This is a genomic window from Candidatus Omnitrophota bacterium, from assembly GCA_041648975.1.
GTDB lineage: Bacteria > Omnitrophota > Gorgyraeia > 2-01-FULL-45-10 > 2-01-FULL-45-10 > JAQUSE01.
This window is the reverse complement of sequence record JBAZNZ010000027.1, coordinates 1-18,528: the sequence shown is the minus strand read 5'-3', so window position 1 is coordinate 18,528 and position 18,528 is coordinate 1. Positions and strand designations below refer to the sequence as shown.

Below are 18,528 nucleotides of genomic sequence, written 5' to 3'. Positions count from 1 at the left end.
CGTTATGATGAGCACATTGAAAATATTAGGTCTTTGTGATGGAGAAAAACGGTTATATATACGCATTTTTGCATATTAAAAGAGCCAAGGCTGTTCGAGGCCGGATCATCGTCCCGCCGAAGGCGGGACGCCGGCCGAGTTGACGCAGGCTCCCGTTTTTCGACTGAACAAAGACCGGCCCTGTAGCTAGAGTGTTGGGGAAATATTTTCAGTGCTCGAATAACGAGGCTTAGGTTAGAGTGCAGGAGCTACAAAAATTTCCTTATATAAGGAGATAGTTGGATGAAGATAGTATTTTTCGGAACGTCAGAATTTGCGATGCCTTCGCTGCATGCGCTTATCGGGTCGCGCCACAAGGTGCTGGCGGTTATAACACAGACGGACAAGAAAAAGGGAAGGAATCTTTTTGTCTCGCCGCCGCCTACAAAGGTGCTTGCGTTGACAAAAGAGATCCCGGTATTCCAGCCGAAAGACGTTTCCTGTGAGGAGTCGGTAAACTATTTAAGGGAACTGGATGCCGATCTCTTCGTTGTGATATCTTTCGGGCAGATATTGAAAAAAAATGTGCTTGCCGTGCCGAAATTTTATTCTATTAATCTTCATGGCTCGCTCTTGCCCAAATACAGGGGAGCGGCTCCGACGAACTGGGCCGTGATAAGCGGAGAAAAGTCCAGCGGCGTTACAATAATCAGGATAAACGAAAAGATGGACGAAGGGGATATAATAACCAAGAGGGAAATACCGATAGAGGATCAAGACACCAATATTACTTTAAACGAGAAGCTGGCCGGACTCGGCGCAAAGGTATTGATAGAGACTATAGACGCGATCGAATCGGGCAAAGGGTTAAAGTTTGAAAATCAGGACGGTGCCGCGGCGACGTATGCGCCCAAGCTGAAGAAAGAGGACGGCCTCATAGACTGGAAAGAGCCCCCCGAAAAGATCCATAATAAGGTCCGCGGGCTGATCCCGTGGCCCGGCGCATATACTTATTATGAAGGGAAGATCCTGAAGGTGTTGCAGACAGAGGTCCCGGATAACGCTGTTGCCGTGAAAGACGCTGAGCATGGCGAGGTGCTGGAGATAGCAAAGGGCCGGGGCGTTATCGTGCGCGCAGGTTCGGGCTGTATTGCCGTGAAATATCTCCAGCTCGAGGGTAAGAAGGTCCTCGACAGCGATTCCTTCTTCCGCGGCCACCGCATCCCGGTCAGGTATGTGTTGGGCAAGTAAATTTTTCGTTCACCCCAGTCCGGCATGGTATTAAAATTTACGGGTCCTGCTGCTCCTTCGACTTTTTCTTATAAGGGCTCGTTTGGGGTTTACAATCAGACTATTTCTCTATACCCAAAGGGGTAGATAACGGTCTAACTTGACACTGAAGTCATTATATATCGGTATATTCTATGCGGGTATCTTAAATACCCCATCCCAAACTTCGCCCTGATAGCGAAAAAGTCTGGAAGGAGCATCACCCGTAAATTTTCCATATAGAAGCGTTTACGAGATTCGTCGCTTAAGATAGCGAAGAAATTTTACTGGCGGAACAGATAAAACCTAAGCCGACGTTATGATGAGCACATTGTCCCGCCTAGAGTCTAATACGGGGCGGGATCCCGCCAGAGTATGGCAGAGGGCGGGAATAATATTAGGTCTTTGTGATGGAGAAAAACGGTTATATATAAGAACTTTTTGATATTAAAAGAGCCAAGGCTGTTCGAGGCCGGATCATCGTCCCGCCAAAGGCGGGACGCCGGCCGAGTTGCCGCAGGCTCCCGTTTTTCGACTGAACAAAGACCGGCCCCGTAGATAAAGCGTTGGGGAAATATTTTCAGTGCTCGAATAACTAGGCTTAGGTTGAAGCTGAGTAATAAATCTTTAAATAAGAATACGCATGTGATATAATTTTTAGTCTATCCGCCTTCGCCGAAGATGTTTTTCGCGGAAGGTATGCTTCGGCGGATGCACACCATGTTAACTGGAAGGTTCCATGCCAAAGAAGATAGCGCCAAGAGAGCTGATACAGCAGGATTTCCATAATCTGAAGACTTCGGAGAGGCTGTGCGTCATTCCGCGGGTCGAGGATCTCATCATGATGCAGTCGATAGAGGGCCGCGCCCATAACGGGGCGGGCAGCTTCAATAAGCGTTTCTATGTCAATACTACCATCGATGATATAGTAAGCGCGCTCGGGAGGTCTCCCAGAGTGGTTAAGGCTAAGAGACAGGAGCTTATCGACGAGATAGTAGAGTTTGTCGATAGCGCGCTTGCGGACGACCCGAGGGACAGGCTCGTCACCAAGAACGGCAAACCTCTCCTTGGGATGCCGATATTTAAAGAGCGGACCGTCAATTACCATGACATACTTAAAGGGTTGTACCTGGGAGGATTGAGAGACGATCCGGATATCAGGAGGAAGACTCAGGAGATCTACGGTATTAACATAGGATACGGGAAGTGTTACCTTGTCAATACTAAATACATGGAAGAGATGTGTCTTGACGGCGAGATGCTCGCCCACCAGGAGCAGGGGGACAGGATAAGCCACTACAAGTCCTGCGGCCTTATAGTGGACGATACCAAGGAAAGACATTCGAAGCAGAAATATATAAGGTATTTATATATACGCCACCATGTAGGGCCGGGCCAATCCGACGACGCGGCCATGGTGGTCAGCGGCCTTCTATATAATGTAGACGTGGCCCTGGGCGTCTTTCTGGCCGACGCGATCGATACGCTTGAAAAATACGTCCCTGTCTTCAGGGACCAGGATGGAGAACTCTCCGAATATATAAAAGACAAATACCCTTTCCTGGACCTCGATGAAGAGGATGCGTGCGAGTTGTCCTATCTTGCGGCTATCCCGGAGGATAGAGTAGATGAGATACCGGACAGTTCTTTGAGATATCTTCTATCGGTGGACCAGGAGGCAGGCCAATCGAGCTTCGAGACCCATCTTAATTTTATAGAAGGCAAGCCGTTCACCCCGATTGCGATAAGTTATAAAAGGATACTGATATCAAAGCTTTACGATTTTATCAGGGAGAAGTTGAAGAGCATCGATAAGGAGGTCGTGTTCAAGATACCGGAGGCTTTCGTAAAGGACCTGGACTCTTCGGTGACCAAAGTGATGCAGAGGCGGTTCATAACGGTGAGCCCCCAGACATCCCTTAAATCGGCCCTGCAAAAGGTCGAGGCGCGAAAAGGGGAGCTTATTATAGTAAAGGACGAGACCGGGAACATACTCGGAGTGGTCAATCCAAGCGATTTTCTTGTGTTTTTACGCGGGAACAGGTAGAATAGGGGTAAGTATTTGACTATGAGGCAGCCCCTCGCCGCATGAAATAGTAAAGGTTTTATTATATGTATTCCCTCGTCGTATGAGTAAGAATACAGCGTCTCGGGATGATTTGCTTCATGTGAGATGATGGCAAATCACGGGACGATTTGTCAGAGTAAAACAATAACAAATCGGAGGGTAGCAAAAATGGCAGTAAAGGTAGGTATCAATGGTTTCGGAAGGATAGGCAGGATGGTGGGACGGGCGATCTTAGAGAGGAACTCCAGGTCGATGGAACTTGTTGCCGTCAATGACATAACCGACGCGAAGACGCTGGCGCACCTGTTAAAGTACGATTCTGTGCACGGCCGTTTTCCGGGCGGCAACGTGAAGGCAGGCGCTGATTCCATAGTGGTCAATGGTAAAGAGATAAAGGTCCTCGCGAAGAGAGATCCCGGTGAATTACCATGGAAGGCTCTCGGCGTAGATATAGTAGTGGAATCCACAGGCCTCTTCACCATAAAGAACGACGGCGTTAATAAGAAGGGTAAAGAGGTAAAAGGAGCCGTAAACCATATAACCAAAGGCGGGGCAAAGAAGGTCATCATATCCGCTCCGGCAGAAGGGGAAGACATAACTATCGTGATGGGCGTCAATGAGGATAAGTATGATCCCAAGAACCACTCGGTCATTTCCAACGCGTCGTGCACGACGAACTGCCTGGGTCCCGTGGCGAAGGTCATTAATGATAATTGGGGGATCGAGAAGGGGCTCATGACGACGGTGCATGCCTATACGAACGACCAGCGTCTCCAGGACCTGCCTCATTCAGATCCGCGCAGGGCCAGGGCGGCGGCGCTTTCCATGATACCGACCTCTACCGGAGCGGCAAGGGCGATAGGGCTCGTCATCCCGGAACTTAAGGGGAAGCTTGACGGGTTTGCCATGAGAGTCCCAGTAGCTAACGTATCGGTAGTCGACCTGACGTGCATGCTGAAGAAAGCGGCGACGGCCGAAGAGATAAATAATGCCATGAAGGCCATGTCTGAAGGCAGGATGAAAGGCTTCCTTGAGTATACTGATGAAGATGTGGTATCGGTAGATTTCAACCACTACCCGGCGTCCGCGACGTTCGATTCAAAGATGACGAAAGTTATCGGCGGGAACTTCGCCAAGGTCATAGCCTGGTACGACAACGAATGGGGATATTCGATGAGGGTTGTCGACCTGATCGAGTACATGATCAAGAAAGGTTTGTAGAAAAATATGCTGAGACCCCTCGGCTTCCGGCCTCGGGATCAATTAAAAAATCGCCCAATAAAAAGGGCGATTTTTTAATTGACAAAATGATACTAAGATGGTATCATTTTAATAATCAAAATAGCGGGGGAGAAGTGAAGCTGTTAACGAGGAATACCGATTACGCCGTGAGAGCCGTAATATTCATAGCCGGGAAAAACGGTGAAATCGTCTCCACCGCGGAAATGATCAGGGCCCTGAAGATACCGACGCCGTTCTTAAGAAAGATACTTCAGGCCTTAAGCAGGGCGGGCGTTGTAGTTTCTCAGAGAGGGATAGGAGGAGGTTTTAAATTGGCAAGGCCGGCTGAGAGGATATCTTTGACAGAGATCATACATGTATTTCAGGGTCCGCTTAAGCTGAACGAGTGTCTGTTCATGAAGAGCTTGTGCCCCAGGAGAAAGAGATGCGCCTTGAAGAGCAAGATAGACGGGATCGAGCGCTATGTTACCGCCGAACTGGAAAGCATAACGATAGGGAGCCTCATACGGTAAGGGAGGGCATTATGGCTAAGAGAAAGATGATCAAGATAGACGAGGGTAAGTGTAGCGGATGTGCCCTTTGCATACCGAACTGCCCGGAAGGCGCCCTCCAGATCATAGACGGGAAGGCGCGCCTCATAAGCGATCTCTTTTGCGACGGGCTCGGCGCGTGCATAGGCCATTGCCCGCAAGGGGCGATAACGATCGAGGAGCGGGAGGCTGAGAAGTATGACGAGAGAAAGGTCATGAAGAATATCGTAAATCAGGGTAAGAACGTAATAAAAGCGCATCTTGAGCACCTGAAGGAGCACGGCGAATCGGGATATCTAAAAGAGGCGATGGAATTCTTGAAGGAGAAGAGGATAAATATTCCTATTGAAGATGCTTCTCATCACCATGGGCACGGCGCAGGCCCCTGCCCTGGTTCTAAAATAATCGATCTCGGAAAAGATGGGAAGAGGGAGGATAAGGGCGGCGCCGGCGCAAAACTCCGATCCGGGCTTAGGAATTGGCCCGTTCAGATAAATCTCATCCCGCCGTCCGCTCCTTACCTTAATAATGCGGAGCTCCTGATAGCCGCGGATTGCGTCCCGTTCGCGTACGCTGATTTCCATCAGGAGTTACTAAAGGGGAAGGTCCTCCTTGTGGGTTGCCCTAAGCTGGACGACGCTGAGGTGTATAAAGAAAAGATAGGCCGGATAGTTAAGAATAATAATATAAAGTCGATAACCTATGCGCACATGGAAGTCCCGTGCTGTTTTGGGATGGTCCCTATAATAAAGGAAGCTATAGCGGGATCAGGCAAGGATATACCTTTTAAAACAGTGGTCATAGGTATCAAGGGGGATAGGCTTAAATGATATTCGAATGTCCCGGTTCGCAAAAGTTCAAACATCCGCAGCCCGAAAATGTCACCTGCCCGTTTTGCGGCAAGGACGTAGAAATATGGACGGATGAGGCCGAAGGGACTTGCGATAATTGCAAAAATAAGGTGAGGCGTAAAGAGGGACAGAACTGCCTGGACTGGTGTAAATACGCGAAAGAATGCGTTGGGGAAGATAAATATGATAAGTATATGAAATCGAAATCTGATGGCAAAAAAGAGAAAGGGGCATGACTATGTTCTGTTATCAATGTGAACAGACCTTCGGCGGAACCGGCTGCTCAAAGGTGGGTATGTGCGGTAAGAATGAAGATATCCAGAGCCTCCAGGATATCCTGCTTTTCGGTTTAAAAGGCATAGCGGCGTACGCTTATCACGCCAGGGAACTCGGCGCCAAAGACGAATCGGTCGACGCCTTTATGCATGAAGCTTTATTCAAGACCGTAACGAACGTAAGCTTCGATCTTTCTCAGCACATCGATATGGTGTTAAAATGCGGGGAGATGAATTTAAAGGTCATGGAACTTCTCGATAAGGCGCATACCCAGAGGTTCGGTCTGCCTTCTCCCGCCGAAGTGAAGACCGGGACAAGGAAAGGGCCCGGAATACTCGTCACAGGACACGACCTTTTGGACCTTTATGAACTCTTAAAACAGACAGAAGGGACAGGCGTCAACATCTACACGCATAGCGAGATGCTTCCTGCTCACGGTTATCCTGAGCTGAGAAAATTCAAACATCTGGCAGGCAATTACGGAGGGGCCTGGCAGGAGCAGAAGAAAGAGTTCTCGTCTTTCAGCGGGGCGATACTTGCTACGACGAATTGCGTCCTCATCCCTCCGCAAAATTCGTATCTGGACCGGCTCTTTACCGTCGGCATTACGGGAATACCCGGAGCGATACATATAAAAGGAAGGGATTTTTCCGCAGTCATAGCTAAAGCCAGGTCATTGCCGCCTTTACACGAGGCAGCCGGCAAGTCTATATGGACCGGTTTTCACCATACCGCCGTATTAGGGCTGGCGGATAAGATAGTCGCCGCTGTTAAATCCGGTAAGATCAGGCGCTTCTTCCTGATCGGCGGATGCGACGGAGCGAAGCCCGGGAGAAATTACTATACGGAATTTGCCGAGAGTGTCCCTAAAGACTGCGTTATACTTACGCTTGCCTGCGGGAAATACCGGTTCAATAAGATGGACTTCGGTTCAATAGACGGCATACCAAGGCTTATCGACATCGGGCAGTGCAATAACGCGTATTCCGCTGTCCAGATAGCGGTAGCGCTTGCGAAGGCTTTTAACTGTAAGGTCAATGACCTGCCGCTCTCTTTTGTGCTGTCATGGTTCGAGCAGAAAGCGGTGGCGATCCTGCTTACGCTGCTCTACCTTGATATAAAAGGTATAAGAGTGGGCCCGACCCCGCCGGCTTTCATTACGCCGAATGTCTTTAAAGTGCTGCAGGAAAAATTCGACTTGAAGCTGATAAAGACGCCGGATGAGGATCTGGCGGATATATTTGGAGAGAAAACCGCGGTTAAAAAATAGAAAGGGGTGATCTGAATGAGAGTGACGATACACTATATGTTAAGGCCGGTCGCGCACTGCAAAGAGGGCTGCGCTAGAAAGTCCTGGGTATGACATTAAACTGCCTATTTTTTTATGTTATGATATAATAAAGGCCGGAGACAGCAGGGTGGAAAAAAGTCAATAAAATAGGACATCAGGCACTCATATATATTCCGGCCATATTATATATTAATCAATAAATATGAACACCGTTTTAAGAAAGTATAATATATGAATAAGCTCTTGCACATTATAGCCTCTCCCCGCGGTAGAGACTCGCGGACGCTTCAGGTCAGCCGCGTTTTCTTGGAGGCGTTTAAGAAGGAGCATCCCGATTGCGCGATAGCTGAGGTAAATGTTTTTGAAGAAGATATGCAGCCTCTCGTGGTCAAGATGGTGTACGGGAAATACATGCTCCTTAGCGGCAAAGAAGTAGATAAGAACATGAAAGACGCATGGAAAAACATAGAGCGTTATATAAACGATTTTCTTTCAGCGGACGATTATCTTGTAAGCACCCCGATGTGGAACTTCGGCATTCCTTATCCGTTGAAACAATATATCGACATCATATTACAGCCGAGGTATCTTTTCCGCTACACAGATAAAGGCGTGGAAGGGCTGGCCAAGGATAAGAAGATGGTAGTCGTGACGAGCCGCGGCGGAGATTATAGCCAGGCGAGCCCGATGAAGGGATATGATTTGCAGGAGCCTTATCTGCGTACCGCGTTTGGATTTATAGGCATAACCGATATAACTTTCGTCAATGCCCAGCCGATGGATATGGGCGTTGACCTACAGAAGAAAGCGATACAGGAAGCCCAGGCCTCGGCAAAAGAGGCAGCGCTCTTATTCTAACAGGAGGAGACCGATCATGAAGGCAGCCGTGCTTGTTGAAGACCAGTATCAGGTCCTTGAAGTCTGGTATCCTTACCTGCGTCTGCGGGAAGCGGGCATGGAAACCGTTTTAGTAGGAACCGGCACGAAGAAAGAATATAAGAGCAAAGAAGGATATCCTGCGGCAGAGGAGCTTTCAATAAAGAGAGCGAAAGTCGATGATTTCGCGGCGGTGGTCGTGCCGGGTGGATACGCCCCCGACATATTGAGGCGCTATGACGATGTAAACAGATTTGTGAGGGATATGTATAATAAGGGCAAGGTAGTCGCCTCGATCTGCCACGGCGGATGGGTGCTCGCGTCCGCCGGGATATTGAAAGGCAGGAAGGCAACAAGCTTTTCCGCGATAAAGGACGACGTAATTAACGCGGGCGCGCAATTTATAGATAAAGAAGTGGTCGTTGACGGTAACCTCATCACATCGCGCAATCCTTACGACCTGCCTGCATTCTGCAGGGAGATATTGAAACAGACTATAGGAAAGGGGTGAAATTATGAGCTGCGGATCTTGCGGAACGAAAAAGCCTAAAAAAGGCGGCAAGAAGAAATAATTTAGTAATATTTATGCTTAAAGAGATACATTGGCTTGGGAACTCCGGGTTCAGGTGGGACGGGCCGAAAACAATATATTTTGATCCGTATAAGCCTGCCGTAAAGGACAAGATAGCCGATATCATACTGGTATCGCATGAGCATTTTGACCATTTTTCCAGGAATGATATAATGGCGATATCTTCGCCTCGTACATGCCTCTTCGGCTCTTTCGAGGTAGTGAAGAACCTGAAGTCAGCGGCGTCAAGCTTGAAAGAGGTTAAGGCAATGTCAGCCGGAGATACGGTTACGGTTTTGGATATTGCCATAAGGGCCGTGACAGGTTACAATATCGGCAAGCCTTTTCATCCGAAAGACAGCGGTAAGTTAGGGTATATTGTGACGATGGGCGGCGTATCTGTCTATCATGCCGGCGACACGGATCTCATACCGGAGATGAATGGTTACAGGTGCGACGTCGCGCTTCTTCCGGTGGGCGGGACGTATGTCATGAACGCGGAGGAAGCGGCTGAGGCAGCGCTTATCATAAAACCGAAATTCGCCGTACCGATGCATTACGGTTCGCCGAAGCAGGCCCAGAAGTTCCGGGATCTATTAAAAGGTAAGATAGAGGTAGTGATCCTAAAAAAGGAGAGTTGACATGGACAAATACAAATGCACGGTATGCGGTTATATTTACGATCCGGCGAAAGGAGATCCCGATAACGGGGTCCAGCCGGGAACGAGTTTCGACAAGGTGCCTGACAGTTGGGTCTGTCCCGAATGCGGCGCGCCTAAGAGCGAGTTCGTAAAGCTGTAAGTCGTAAGCTTTAAGCTATAAGCTTACAGCTTAAAGCTTATAACTAAAGAGAGGAGAAGCCAAAAAATGACAGTAAAAATAGATCCGGAAGTATGTATCGGTTGCGGGCTGTGCGTTAACACATGCCCCGAGGTTTACAAGATGGAAGACGACAAGGCTGTAGTGATAGGTTCCGTAGTCCCTAAAGCGGCTGAAGAGACGTGCAAAAAGGCCCTGGACGAATGTCCTGTTACGGCTATAGCCATAGCATAAGAGAAAAGACGAATGAATGAATTCTCTATCCTGATAGGCGGTAAGGCCGGTTTTGGCGTAGACAAGGCGAGCCTTGTGATTGCGCGCATTATCAACAGGCTGGGCTACCGGATGTATGTATACCGGGACTATCCTTCGCTGATCAGAGGCGGCCACACTTTTTCCATTATAAGGGCGTCGGAGAAGAAAGTATCGGCGCATCGCGACAACATAGATTTCATGATCGCATTGAACCAGGATACAGTAGACCTTCATAAAATAAGGTTGAAAGAGAGCGCGGTCATAATCTATGACTCAGATACGGTGAAGCCGTCTTTCCTGCCCGAGGGACAGTTGTCGATAGCTCTTTCCTACGGGAGCGTACTGAAAGAAGAGAATGCCCCCGAGATCACACGCAACACGTGCGCCATAGGCTCGCTCTGCAAAGCGATAGGCGTGCCATGGGGCGTGTTAGAGGAAGTCGTCAGGAAGGAATTTTCCAGGGACGCGGATACTAATATAAAGGTTGCCCGAAAAGGATATGACGGCACCTGCGAGCTGACAAAGATAAAACCGCTCGGACGGGACGCTCAGCCGGTTATCAGCGGGAACGAAGCGATCGCGCTCGGCCTCGTAAAAGGCGGGCTTGACGCCTATATATCGTACCCTATGACGCCTACTTCGCCGATATTGCATTTCCTTGCGGGGATCGCTTCGGATATGTCGCTCAAAATTATACATCCTGAGAGCGAGATAGCCGTGATACTGATGGCGTTGGGATTCGCTTATTGCGGTAAAAAGGCTGCGGTCGGGACATCGGGCGGAGGTTTCTGTCTCATGACGGAGGGCTTTAGTTTTTCCGCCATGGCGGAATTGCCCGTCGTCATCGTTCTCGGCCAGAGGCCGGGGCCATCAACCGGCCTGCCTACATACAGTTCCCAGACGGAGCTGGGTTTCGCTTTGAACGCAGGCCAGGGCGAGTTTACGCGTTTCGTAGTTGCGCCGGGCGATGCGGAAGAGGCATTCTACTGGGCCGAGGCTGCTCTTAATATATCCTGGAAATATCAGATCCCCTCCGTAATACTTTCTGACAAGACACTTGGTGAAGGCACTTACAGTTTTGAGGAAAGCGCCGCGGGACAGATCGAGGAAGAAAAGCCTCTTTTATGGGGCAGGAACGGCGCTTATAAGAGATATCTTATCACGGAGAATGGTGTTTCTCCTCTGACTTTTCCTTCGGATAAGGACGCGATCATAAAATCGAACAGCTATGAGCACGATGAGTATGGCATAACTACGGAAGATCCCGGATTGACCGAAAAGATGCAGGATAAGCGCCTGCGCAAAGAGAGATGGCTGTCCGAAGAATTAGAGAGGCACGTGTCGGTCGGGATATACGGTAAAAAGGGTTCGTCCACAGCCATTTTATGCTGGGGGTCCTCTAAGGGCGTTTGCATAGAAGCCGCGGAAGAGCTGGGACTTAAAGTAATACAGCCGCTCGTGCTTTCTCCGTTTCCTATAAGGCAATTTGAAGAGGCCCTGAAGGGTGTGAAGAAGATAATAGCGGTAGAGTGTAACGCGACCGCCCAGCTGGTCAAGTTGATCAATGGCTACGGCCTCGACGCGCACGAGAAGATATTGAAATATGACGGCAGGCCGTTTTCGGTGGAGGAACTCAAGGGAAAGCTGAAGGATAAGTTAAAAAAGGTTACATAATGTTCCGTAAGGTTAGTGAATGTTACGTAATGTTGTAAAGGCACGGTAACCTTACATAACCTTAATTAACCTTCTCTAACTTTACGTAACCTAAAAGAATAACAACCGTTAGTAGGAGCGTATTAAATGAGGGATTTGGGAACAAAAACCACGAATACCTGGTGTCCGGGCTGCGGCAACTTTGCGATAATGAATGCAATGAAAGCCGTTTTAAATTCCCTTGTTGACGAAGGCCTGCCGATGGAGAATGTTGTGCTCGTTTCGGGGATAGGCTGCCACGCAAAGATAGTGGATTATATGAACGTTAACAGCTTTTATTCCTTACATGGCAGAGTCTTTCCCGCGGCTACCGGCATAAAGACCGCAAATTCCGCGTTAAAAGTCATCGGCCATGCCGGCGACGGAGACGCCTACGGAGAGGGATTGGAACACCTGATATTCGCAGCCAAAAGAAACGTTAACATGACGGCCATTATCCACGACAACAGGGTCTATGGGCTTACGACCGGACAATATACGCCGACATCTCCGCTCGGTTTTAAGGGGCGCTCTACGCCGCTGGGGACGAAAGAAAATCCGATTAATCCTTTAGAGCTTATGCTTTCAAGCGGCGCGACCTTTATCGCGCGGGGCACGTCTCACGGCATAGACATGCTTAAGGATCTGTTTAAGCAGGCGATCGTGCACAAGGGCTTCGCCATCGTCGATGTGCTGCAGGTATGCGTTACCTATTACAATATGTATGAATATTACGAAAAACGTGCCTACCCGCTAAAAGATCACGATCCGTCCGACTATTCTAAGGCTTTCAATAAGATAAGGGAATGGGATTATAACAGCGATTCGCCCATCGGGCTCGGGGTCTTTTACAAAAAAGACGCGCCTGTGTTCGAGGAAGGTTTTCCCGGGCAGGCTGCCGGCAAAAGCGATAGAGTGGCCAAGATCAGCGGGATACTGAAAGAGGCTGTTTAATGGATCAAAACGTCCTGCATAATATAGGTTACGGTATGTATATAGTCTCTTCCAATAAGGGAGATTCCCTTAACGGACAGATAGCGAATACCGTATTCCAGATAACGAGCGAACCGGCAACCCTCGCTATAAGCCTGAATAAGAAGAACCTGACGCATGAATATGTAGAATGCAGCTGCCGTTTTTCGGTATCCATACTGGAAGAATCCACGCCGCTGGCATTTATAGGAAAGTTCGGTTTTAAGACAGGAAGGAAAGAGGAGAAATTCAAAGAGATAAAACACATAAGGCTTGCGTCAGGTTGCCCTGTTGTGCTGGAAAACGCCATCTGTTATCTGGAAGCAAAGGTCGCGGGAAAGCTCGATTGCGGGACGCACACACTCTTTTTAGGCGAGATCACATGCGCGGAAATAGTCAAGCAGGGCAAGCCGATGACATACGATTATTATCACCAGGTGAAGCGCGGCACGACACCGCCTTCGGCGCCTACATTCATCAGGGGAGAGAAGCAGCAAAAGTAGATCAGGAGGGGATATATATGAAAGCTATTGAGATAAAAAAGGGAATCTATTGGGTCGGTGTTGTCGATTGGAACGTGAGGAGTTTTCATGGCCATACGTATTCAACGAGCCGGGGTTCGACTTATAACTCTTACCTCATCATAGACGATAAGATAGCCCTGGTCGATACGGTTTACGGCCCTTTCGCCGGGGAGATGATAGAGAGGATAAGGGAAATAATCCCGCCGGAGAAGATAGATTATGTCATAGCCAACCACGTCGAGACCGACCACTCGGGCGCGATGCCCGCATTGATGAAACTTTGCCCCAAGGCGAAGGTATACGGCACTCAGAAATGCAAAGAGGGTCTTTACAGGAATTATTACGAGAGCTGGGATTTTCAGGTCGTGAAGACCGGCGACAAATTAAAACTCGGGAAAAGGACGCTCACTTTCGTCGAGGCGCCCATGATCCATTGGCCGGACAGCATGTTTACATATTGTGCCGAAGAAGAGCTCCTTATGCCTAATGACGCATTCGGCCAGCACTACGCGTCGAGCGAACGTTTTGACGACCAGGTCGACCAGTGCGCGCTTATGGATGAGGCTGCGAAGTATTATGCGAATATCTTGTGGCCGCTCAGTTCCCTGATATTGAAAAAGATCGAAGATTTGCAGAAGATGAATATATCCATAAAGATGATCGCGCCGAGCCATGGGATAATATGGCGTAAGGACCCGATGAAGATATTGAACTCGTATGTGCCGTGGGCAAAGAACGAAGTCAAGCCGAAGGTCGTTATCGTATATGAGACGATGTGGGGCGCCACGGCGATGATGGCGCGCCTAATATCGGAAGGCTTGGCCGACGCCGGGGTCAGCTTCAAGCTGTTCAATATAGCCGAATCGGACAGGACGGAAGTAGTCAAGGAGATGCTCGACGCGAAAGGCTTTATTATGGGTTCGTCGACGCATGACAATGATATGCTGCCGGCTATGGCGGGGTTCATGGAATTCGTAAAAGGCTTGAAACCAAAGAACAGGCTTGCGGCCTCATTCGGTTCTTACGGATGGTCAGGCGGCGCCGCGGCCTCTATCGAGAAGGAATTGAAAGAGACGGGCATTGAAATAGCCCAGCCGTCCGTCGGTATAAAATATATGCCGGATGAGAACGACAAGAAGAACCTTTACGAATGCGGGGTAAATTTTGGGAAAAGGATTAAACCTTGAATGGAATTAGGGCATCTGTTAAAATAGCAAAATGAGGTGGTCCCTCGGATGTCTGTAGAAGGCTGCAACATCCTCGGGACGATTTGTTAGAGTAAAATTGCAACAAATCGGAGGGTAAAAGATGGGAAAGAAAGCAAGAGAGATAGTAGGGGTGGATCTTAAGGAACTTGTAAAGGATCTGGACAGGGCGTATTGTGACGAGTGGCTTGCGTATTATGCTTGGTGGTATATGGCAAGGTCGGTAGAAGGCAAGGGGTATGAGGATATGGCAGAGTTCCTGGATAAGATCGCCAAGGACGAACTTGAGCACGCTACGGAATTAGCCGACAGGATAATCGAATTAGGCGGGCTTCCGACGAACGTTCCGGGGAACCTGGCGAAGAATGCCAATGCTCCGTATCCAGGAGTCATGAAGAATCTGAGTGATTACGACGAGATAATAAAGATCGTGACGACCGCCGAAGCCGGAGCTATCGACGTGTATAACAAGATAGCCAAGAAGACGTTCGGTAAGGACCACGATACATACCAGCTGGCATGCCACATCATGGGCGAAGAGATAGGCCATGAAGAGATGTTCGAGAACTTGATTGAGAAGTAAGTAAAACTCAATAAGTTGGTTACGGTAACCGTGATGAGGCCCGTATCGGTTAGGGTAAAGGTAACGGCATAAAAAGCCGTAACCGTTACCGGTATATGATACGGGCATCGCCCGCCTGCTCGAAAGAAGCTAAGTCGGTCGGGCAGGTTACCTTAAACGAAAAACGGATTATTTGAGGAGAAAGCTATGGCTGAACTGAAAGAAGTGTTGCAGACAGCGGACTGGAAGACGGAAAAACATGTTCCGGTGATAGATTCCCCCGACAATGTTAAGAAGGGCGAATTCTTCAAGGTGATATTGACCGTCGGCAAAGAGATAGCCCACCCTAACACAACCGAGCATCACATCGCCTGGATGGCGGCTTATTTCCTGCCGAGCGGAGAAAAGTATCCTTATCAGATAGGAAAGGCCGAATTCTCTTCGCACGGCGCGTCGGTCCAGGGCCCGAACACGAGCACCGTATTTACGCATTCGGAAACGACATTCTCCATGAAGACGGACAAGCCCGGGACGATCCTGGCCGTATCCTACTGTAATATACACGGCCTATGGCAGGGCGCAAAAGCCGTTGAAGTAAAGTAGATGATATCCGCAGACGCCATATTCTTCGATGTCGACGGAACGCTCGTCGACTCGAAGGAGGATATAGCAGACGCGATAAATTATACGCTCAAATCGCTAGGCCTGAAGAATAAGCCTACTGACCTTATAGTCTCGTACATCGGCACGGGCGTTAAAGATCTTGTGAAAAAGAGCCTGGGAGAAGATAATATAGCCCTGGCGCAAAAGGCGGAAGATATATTCAGCCGGTATTATCCGAAACATTCCGCCGACAAGTCCAGGCTGTATCCCCACGTAAAAGAAGTCCTGGAATATTTTAAATACAAAAGAAAGTTCATTATAACGAACAGGTACAACAGGTTTGCCGATATTACGCTGCGCGGGTTGGGCGTAAGGGAATACTTCGAAGATATATTCGGCGGTGACGACGAGACCTGCCTTAAGCCTTCCGCCTGTGTCTTGAACAGGATCCTCCCGAAGTTAAAATTGGAAAAAGATAAAGTGGTCATCGTCGGCGACATGGCAATAGATGTGGAGACGGGAAAGAATTCCGGCGTAAGGGCGTGTTGGGTGACATATGGATTGGGTAAGGCCGAAGAGGTCGAGCCTCTGAAGCCCGATTTTACGATAGGTGATATGGCGGAGTTGAAGGATATAGTAAGATGAGGTTGCATAAAGTTGCCTAAGGTTGCATAATGTTCCATAGGGTTACAAAATGTAACCTTATGGAACTTTTGGGAACCTCATGTAACATCAGGTAACATTAAAACAGGAGAAAGACATGGATAAACAAGTAACGGTCTACAGCACAGCAACCTGCCCGTTCTGCATAAGGGCGAAGCAGTACCTCAAAGAGAACAATATACAGTTCACCGATATCGATGTCTCTTCAGATCATGATAAGGCGCAGGAGATGATAAAGAAGTCGGGACAGATGGGCGTGCCGGTCATAGAGATAGACGGCAGCATAATAGTGGGATTCGACAAAGAGAAGATAAAAGAAGCTCTCGGGATATAAAATTGTTTAATGTGTAAAGTGTAATGTGTAATGTTGGTGTAAAGTTATTATGTGTAATGGAAAATTCGCTCTGCTTAATCTTTTTACATTAAACAATAACCCATTAAACCTGCTTTACACATTACACATTTAACATTACACAACAGATTAGCTGTGAGGGAAAGTCGTATGTATGACTTGATAATTATAGGAGCCGGACCCGCCGGGATCACTGCCGCAGTATATGCCGCGCGTAAACGGCTGAACTTCCTCGTCATAACGCAGGACATCGGCGGACAGGCTGCCTGGAGCGGCGACATAGAGAATTATACCGGATACCAGTTCATCACCGGTCCTGACCTCGCGGCCAAGTTTGAAGAGCATATGCGTAAGTATAAGATAGACGTGAAAGAGGGAGAGGAGGCGCTGGAAGCGGACAGGATAGGGTCTGCTGTCGTTGTCAGGACCAATAAAGGAAAATATGAGGCAAAGACCCTCATAATAGCGTCAGGCAAGGTATCGAAAGAATTGGGCGTGCCGGGAGAGAAAGAGTTTAAAAATAAGGGGCTGACTTATTGCGCGACCTGTGACGGGCCGCTCTTTGCGGGAAAAGACGTTGCTGTTATAGGCGGCGGTAATTCCGCGCTGGACGCGAGCCTGCAGCTTATAAAGATAGCAAAGAAGGTGTATCTGATAGATATTAATCCCTCTCTTGGCGGTGATGCCGTTATGCGGGATAAGGTTGAAAAGTCTAATGTCGTGACTATCATGAATAAGACCGTTGTTACAACCATCGTTGGGGATAAGATGGTGACCGGGGTAAAGGTTATAAGTGACGGCAAGGAGGACCTTCTGGCTGTCCAGGGTATTTTTGTAGAGATAGGACTTATCCCTAATTCCAATTTTGCCAACGACGTAAAGAAGAATCAATACGGCGAGATAGTGGTCAACTGTAAGAACGAGACCAATATCCAGGGTGTATTTGCCGCCGGCGACGTAACCGATGTTCCGGAAAAACAGATCGTAATAGCCGCGGGGGAAGGCTCTAAGGCCGCGCTCTCGGCATTCAAATACCTTAACCAGACGAAATGAAAAGTCCCGCCCTATCCGTAAGAGATCTCGCAGCCCAACACCGAAAAATAAAAACTGATATTAAAAAAAGGCTTAAGGGGTTTTCGCGTCTGCATAAAGGCGCCGACGAGGACATCTTCCAGGAGCTCTGTTTCTGCATACTTACGGCTAATGCGAACGCGCTCCACTGCGACCGCGCGATAAAGGACGTCAGGAATGCGGGTTTACTTTTAAAGGGGAGAGCCTGTCAGCTTAAGCCGAAGCTGAAAGGCAGGGTGAGGTTCCATAATAAGAAAGCGGACTTCATAGTCTTGGCCCGCAACCTCTTTAAGCGCGGCAAAGGCGTCAATATAAAGGGAAGGCTCGATTTCAGCGATCCTATCGCTGTCAGGGAATGGCTTGTTGATAACATCAAGGGCTATGGATATAAGGAAGCGAGCCATTTTTTGAGGAATATAGGGCTGGGCAAGGATATAGCTATACTCGACAGGCATATATTGAAGAACCTTAAGCGGTACGGCGTGATAGGCAGGGTGCCTGCTTCGGTCGGCAGTAGGTCGGTCTATCTTGCCATAGAAGATAAGATGAGGGATTTTTCCCGCAGGACCGGAATCCCCTTAGCAGAGATGGACCTCCTCTTCTGGTCCCTCCAGACCGGATTCATATTTAAGTAGAGGCTAACCTAAGCCTAGTTATGTGAGCACTGAAAATATTCCCCCTGCGTTCATAGCTATTGGGTCGGTCTTTGTTCAGTCGAAAAACGGGAGCCTGCGGCAACTCGGCCGGCGTCCCGCCTTCGGCGGGACGATGATCCGGCCTCGAACAGCCTTGGCTCTTTTAAACCGTTTTTCTCCATCACAAAGACCTAATATTTTCAATGTGCTCATCATAACGTC

At 48.7% G+C, this 18,528-nt stretch carries 22 protein-coding genes; all 22 read left to right on the top strand.

All coding sequences use genetic code 11. The annotated features are described in order from the left end of the window. The first annotated feature begins 282 nt into the window (after positions 1-282). The 22 genes from fmt (at position 283) to WC592_08195 (ending at position 18,306) form a co-directional block, all read left to right on the top strand. Complete coding sequence (gene fmt / locus WC592_08300; protein ID MFA4982449.1) at positions 283-1,230, top strand: methionyl-tRNA formyltransferase; 948 nt, start codon at positions 283-285, stop codon at positions 1,228-1,230. Positions 1,231-1,987: 757 nt separating this feature from the next. After that, positions 1,988-3,295, top strand: coding sequence for a CBS domain-containing protein (locus WC592_08295; GenBank protein MFA4982448.1), 1,308 nt, complete (start codon positions 1,988-1,990; stop codon positions 3,293-3,295). A gap of 189 nt (positions 3,296-3,484) precedes the next feature. Continuing rightward, positions 3,485-4,537: a type I glyceraldehyde-3-phosphate dehydrogenase gene (gene gap / locus WC592_08290; protein MFA4982447.1), complete on the top strand. Its 1,053-nt coding sequence runs from the start codon at positions 3,485-3,487 to the stop codon at positions 4,535-4,537. Between the two features lie 86 nt (positions 4,538-4,623). Next, positions 4,624-5,070 carry an Rrf2 family transcriptional regulator gene (locus WC592_08285; protein MFA4982446.1) on the top strand — a complete coding sequence of 149 codons (447 nt, stop codon included), beginning with the start codon at positions 4,624-4,626 and terminating at the stop codon, positions 5,068-5,070. 11 nt (positions 5,071-5,081) lie between these two features. Next, a complete protein-coding gene (locus tag WC592_08280; GenBank protein MFA4982445.1) occupies positions 5,082-5,918 on the top strand; it encodes a 4Fe-4S binding protein in 837 nt (278 codons plus the stop codon). Continuing rightward, positions 5,915-6,175 (top strand): hypothetical protein, encoded by a 261-nt coding sequence (locus tag WC592_08275; protein ID MFA4982444.1) that lies wholly within the window; start codon positions 5,915-5,917, stop codon positions 6,173-6,175. The genes WC592_08280 and WC592_08275 overlap by 4 nt, the downstream gene beginning before the upstream one ends. 2 nt (positions 6,176-6,177) lie before the next feature. Further along, the gene (hcp, locus tag WC592_08270; protein ID MFA4982443.1) at positions 6,178-7,485 is read left to right on the top strand and encodes a hydroxylamine reductase; all 1,308 of its coding nucleotides are present in this window, start codon (positions 6,178-6,180) and stop codon (positions 7,483-7,485) included. Between the two features lie 252 nt (positions 7,486-7,737). Then, complete coding sequence (locus tag WC592_08265; protein MFA4982442.1) at positions 7,738-8,364, top strand: NAD(P)H-dependent oxidoreductase; 627 nt, start codon at positions 7,738-7,740, stop codon at positions 8,362-8,364. Positions 8,365-8,380: 16 nt separating this feature from the next. Next, positions 8,381-8,893, top strand: coding sequence for a type 1 glutamine amidotransferase domain-containing protein (locus tag WC592_08260; GenBank protein MFA4982441.1), 513 nt, complete (start codon positions 8,381-8,383; stop codon positions 8,891-8,893). Between the two features lie 74 nt (positions 8,894-8,967). Further along, complete coding sequence (locus WC592_08255) at positions 8,968-9,594, top strand: MBL fold metallo-hydrolase (GenBank protein MFA4982440.1); 627 nt, start codon at positions 8,968-8,970, stop codon at positions 9,592-9,594. Between the two features lies 1 nt (position 9,595). Next, positions 9,596-9,754 carry a rubredoxin gene (locus WC592_08250; GenBank protein ID MFA4982439.1) on the top strand — a complete coding sequence of 53 codons (159 nt, stop codon included), beginning with the start codon at positions 9,596-9,598 and terminating at the stop codon, positions 9,752-9,754. A 66-nt stretch (positions 9,755-9,820) separates the two neighbouring features. After that, entirely contained in the window at positions 9,821-10,006 is a 186-nt protein-coding gene (locus WC592_08245) for a ferredoxin (GenBank protein MFA4982438.1), read from the top strand. 12 nt (positions 10,007-10,018) lie between these two features. Continuing rightward, positions 10,019-11,701 (top strand): 2-oxoacid:acceptor oxidoreductase subunit alpha, encoded by a 1,683-nt coding sequence (locus tag WC592_08240; GenBank protein MFA4982437.1) that lies wholly within the window; start codon positions 10,019-10,021, stop codon positions 11,699-11,701. A 126-nt stretch (positions 11,702-11,827) separates the two neighbouring features. Then, positions 11,828-12,673 (top strand): thiamine pyrophosphate-dependent enzyme, encoded by an 846-nt coding sequence (locus WC592_08235; GenBank protein MFA4982436.1) that lies wholly within the window; start codon positions 11,828-11,830, stop codon positions 12,671-12,673. Further along, positions 12,673-13,194: a flavin reductase family protein gene (locus tag WC592_08230; GenBank protein MFA4982435.1), complete on the top strand. Its 522-nt coding sequence runs from the start codon at positions 12,673-12,675 to the stop codon at positions 13,192-13,194. The genes WC592_08235 and WC592_08230 overlap by 1 nt, the downstream gene beginning before the upstream one ends. A gap of 17 nt (positions 13,195-13,211) precedes the next feature. Beyond that, positions 13,212-14,402 (top strand): flavodoxin domain-containing protein, encoded by a 1,191-nt coding sequence (locus WC592_08225; protein MFA4982434.1) that lies wholly within the window; start codon positions 13,212-13,214, stop codon positions 14,400-14,402. A gap of 121 nt (positions 14,403-14,523) precedes the next feature. Continuing rightward, positions 14,524-15,003 (top strand): ferritin-like domain-containing protein, encoded by a 480-nt coding sequence (locus tag WC592_08220; protein MFA4982433.1) that lies wholly within the window; start codon positions 14,524-14,526, stop codon positions 15,001-15,003. A 186-nt stretch (positions 15,004-15,189) separates the two neighbouring features. Continuing rightward, positions 15,190-15,585 (top strand): class II SORL domain-containing protein, encoded by a 396-nt coding sequence (locus tag WC592_08215; protein MFA4982432.1) that lies wholly within the window; start codon positions 15,190-15,192, stop codon positions 15,583-15,585. Then, the gene (locus WC592_08210) at positions 15,586-16,230 is read left to right on the top strand and encodes an HAD-IA family hydrolase (protein ID MFA4982431.1); all 645 of its coding nucleotides are present in this window, start codon (positions 15,586-15,588) and stop codon (positions 16,228-16,230) included. Between the two features lie 115 nt (positions 16,231-16,345). Continuing rightward, positions 16,346-16,582 carry a glutaredoxin domain-containing protein gene (locus tag WC592_08205; protein ID MFA4982430.1) on the top strand — a complete coding sequence of 79 codons (237 nt, stop codon included), beginning with the start codon at positions 16,346-16,348 and terminating at the stop codon, positions 16,580-16,582. A 168-nt stretch (positions 16,583-16,750) separates the two neighbouring features. Beyond that, the gene (locus WC592_08200) at positions 16,751-17,653 is read left to right on the top strand and encodes an FAD-dependent oxidoreductase (protein ID MFA4982429.1); all 903 of its coding nucleotides are present in this window, start codon (positions 16,751-16,753) and stop codon (positions 17,651-17,653) included. Continuing rightward, positions 17,650-18,306, top strand: coding sequence for an N-glycosylase/DNA lyase (locus WC592_08195; GenBank protein MFA4982428.1), 657 nt, complete (start codon positions 17,650-17,652; stop codon positions 18,304-18,306). Before WC592_08200 ends, WC592_08195 begins: the two co-directional genes overlap by 4 nt. The last annotated feature ends 222 nt before the right edge of the window (positions 18,307-18,528 follow it).

Excerpts from the sequence above, each read along its gene's own strand:
- fmt (MFA4982449.1), top strand. The coding sequence starts at position 283 with ATGAAGATAGTATTTTTCGGAACGTCAGAATTTGCGATGCCTTCGCTG.
- WC592_08295 (MFA4982448.1), top strand. The coding sequence starts at position 1,988 with ATGCCAAAGAAGATAGCGCCAAGAGAGCTGATACAGCAGGATTTCCAT.
- gap (MFA4982447.1), top strand. The coding sequence starts at position 3,485 with ATGGCAGTAAAGGTAGGTATCAATGGTTTCGGAAGGATAGGCAGGATG.
- WC592_08285 (MFA4982446.1), top strand. The coding sequence starts at position 4,624 with ATGATACTAAGATGGTATCATTTTAATAATCAAAATAGCGGGGGAGAA.
- WC592_08280 (MFA4982445.1), top strand. The coding sequence starts at position 5,082 with ATGGCTAAGAGAAAGATGATCAAGATAGACGAGGGTAAGTGTAGCGGA.
- WC592_08275 (MFA4982444.1), top strand. The coding sequence starts at position 5,915 with ATGATATTCGAATGTCCCGGTTCGCAAAAGTTCAAACATCCGCAGCCC.
- hcp (MFA4982443.1), top strand. The coding sequence starts at position 6,178 with ATGTTCTGTTATCAATGTGAACAGACCTTCGGCGGAACCGGCTGCTCA.
- WC592_08265 (MFA4982442.1), top strand. The coding sequence starts at position 7,738 with ATGAATAAGCTCTTGCACATTATAGCCTCTCCCCGCGGTAGAGACTCG.
- WC592_08260 (MFA4982441.1), top strand. The coding sequence starts at position 8,381 with ATGAAGGCAGCCGTGCTTGTTGAAGACCAGTATCAGGTCCTTGAAGTC.
- WC592_08255 (MFA4982440.1), top strand. The coding sequence starts at position 8,968 with ATGCTTAAAGAGATACATTGGCTTGGGAACTCCGGGTTCAGGTGGGAC.
- WC592_08250 (MFA4982439.1), top strand. The coding sequence starts at position 9,596 with ATGGACAAATACAAATGCACGGTATGCGGTTATATTTACGATCCGGCG.
- WC592_08245 (MFA4982438.1), top strand. The coding sequence starts at position 9,821 with ATGACAGTAAAAATAGATCCGGAAGTATGTATCGGTTGCGGGCTGTGC.
- WC592_08240 (MFA4982437.1), top strand. The coding sequence starts at position 10,019 with ATGAATGAATTCTCTATCCTGATAGGCGGTAAGGCCGGTTTTGGCGTA.
- WC592_08235 (MFA4982436.1), top strand. The coding sequence starts at position 11,828 with ATGAGGGATTTGGGAACAAAAACCACGAATACCTGGTGTCCGGGCTGC.
- WC592_08230 (MFA4982435.1), top strand. The coding sequence starts at position 12,673 with ATGGATCAAAACGTCCTGCATAATATAGGTTACGGTATGTATATAGTC.
- WC592_08225 (MFA4982434.1), top strand. The coding sequence starts at position 13,212 with ATGAAAGCTATTGAGATAAAAAAGGGAATCTATTGGGTCGGTGTTGTC.
- WC592_08220 (MFA4982433.1), top strand. The coding sequence starts at position 14,524 with ATGGGAAAGAAAGCAAGAGAGATAGTAGGGGTGGATCTTAAGGAACTT.
- WC592_08215 (MFA4982432.1), top strand. The coding sequence starts at position 15,190 with ATGGCTGAACTGAAAGAAGTGTTGCAGACAGCGGACTGGAAGACGGAA.
- WC592_08210 (MFA4982431.1), top strand. The coding sequence starts at position 15,586 with ATGATATCCGCAGACGCCATATTCTTCGATGTCGACGGAACGCTCGTC.
- WC592_08205 (MFA4982430.1), top strand. The coding sequence starts at position 16,346 with ATGGATAAACAAGTAACGGTCTACAGCACAGCAACCTGCCCGTTCTGC.
- WC592_08200 (MFA4982429.1), top strand. The coding sequence starts at position 16,751 with ATGTATGACTTGATAATTATAGGAGCCGGACCCGCCGGGATCACTGCC.
- WC592_08195 (MFA4982428.1), top strand. The coding sequence starts at position 17,650 with ATGAAAAGTCCCGCCCTATCCGTAAGAGATCTCGCAGCCCAACACCGA.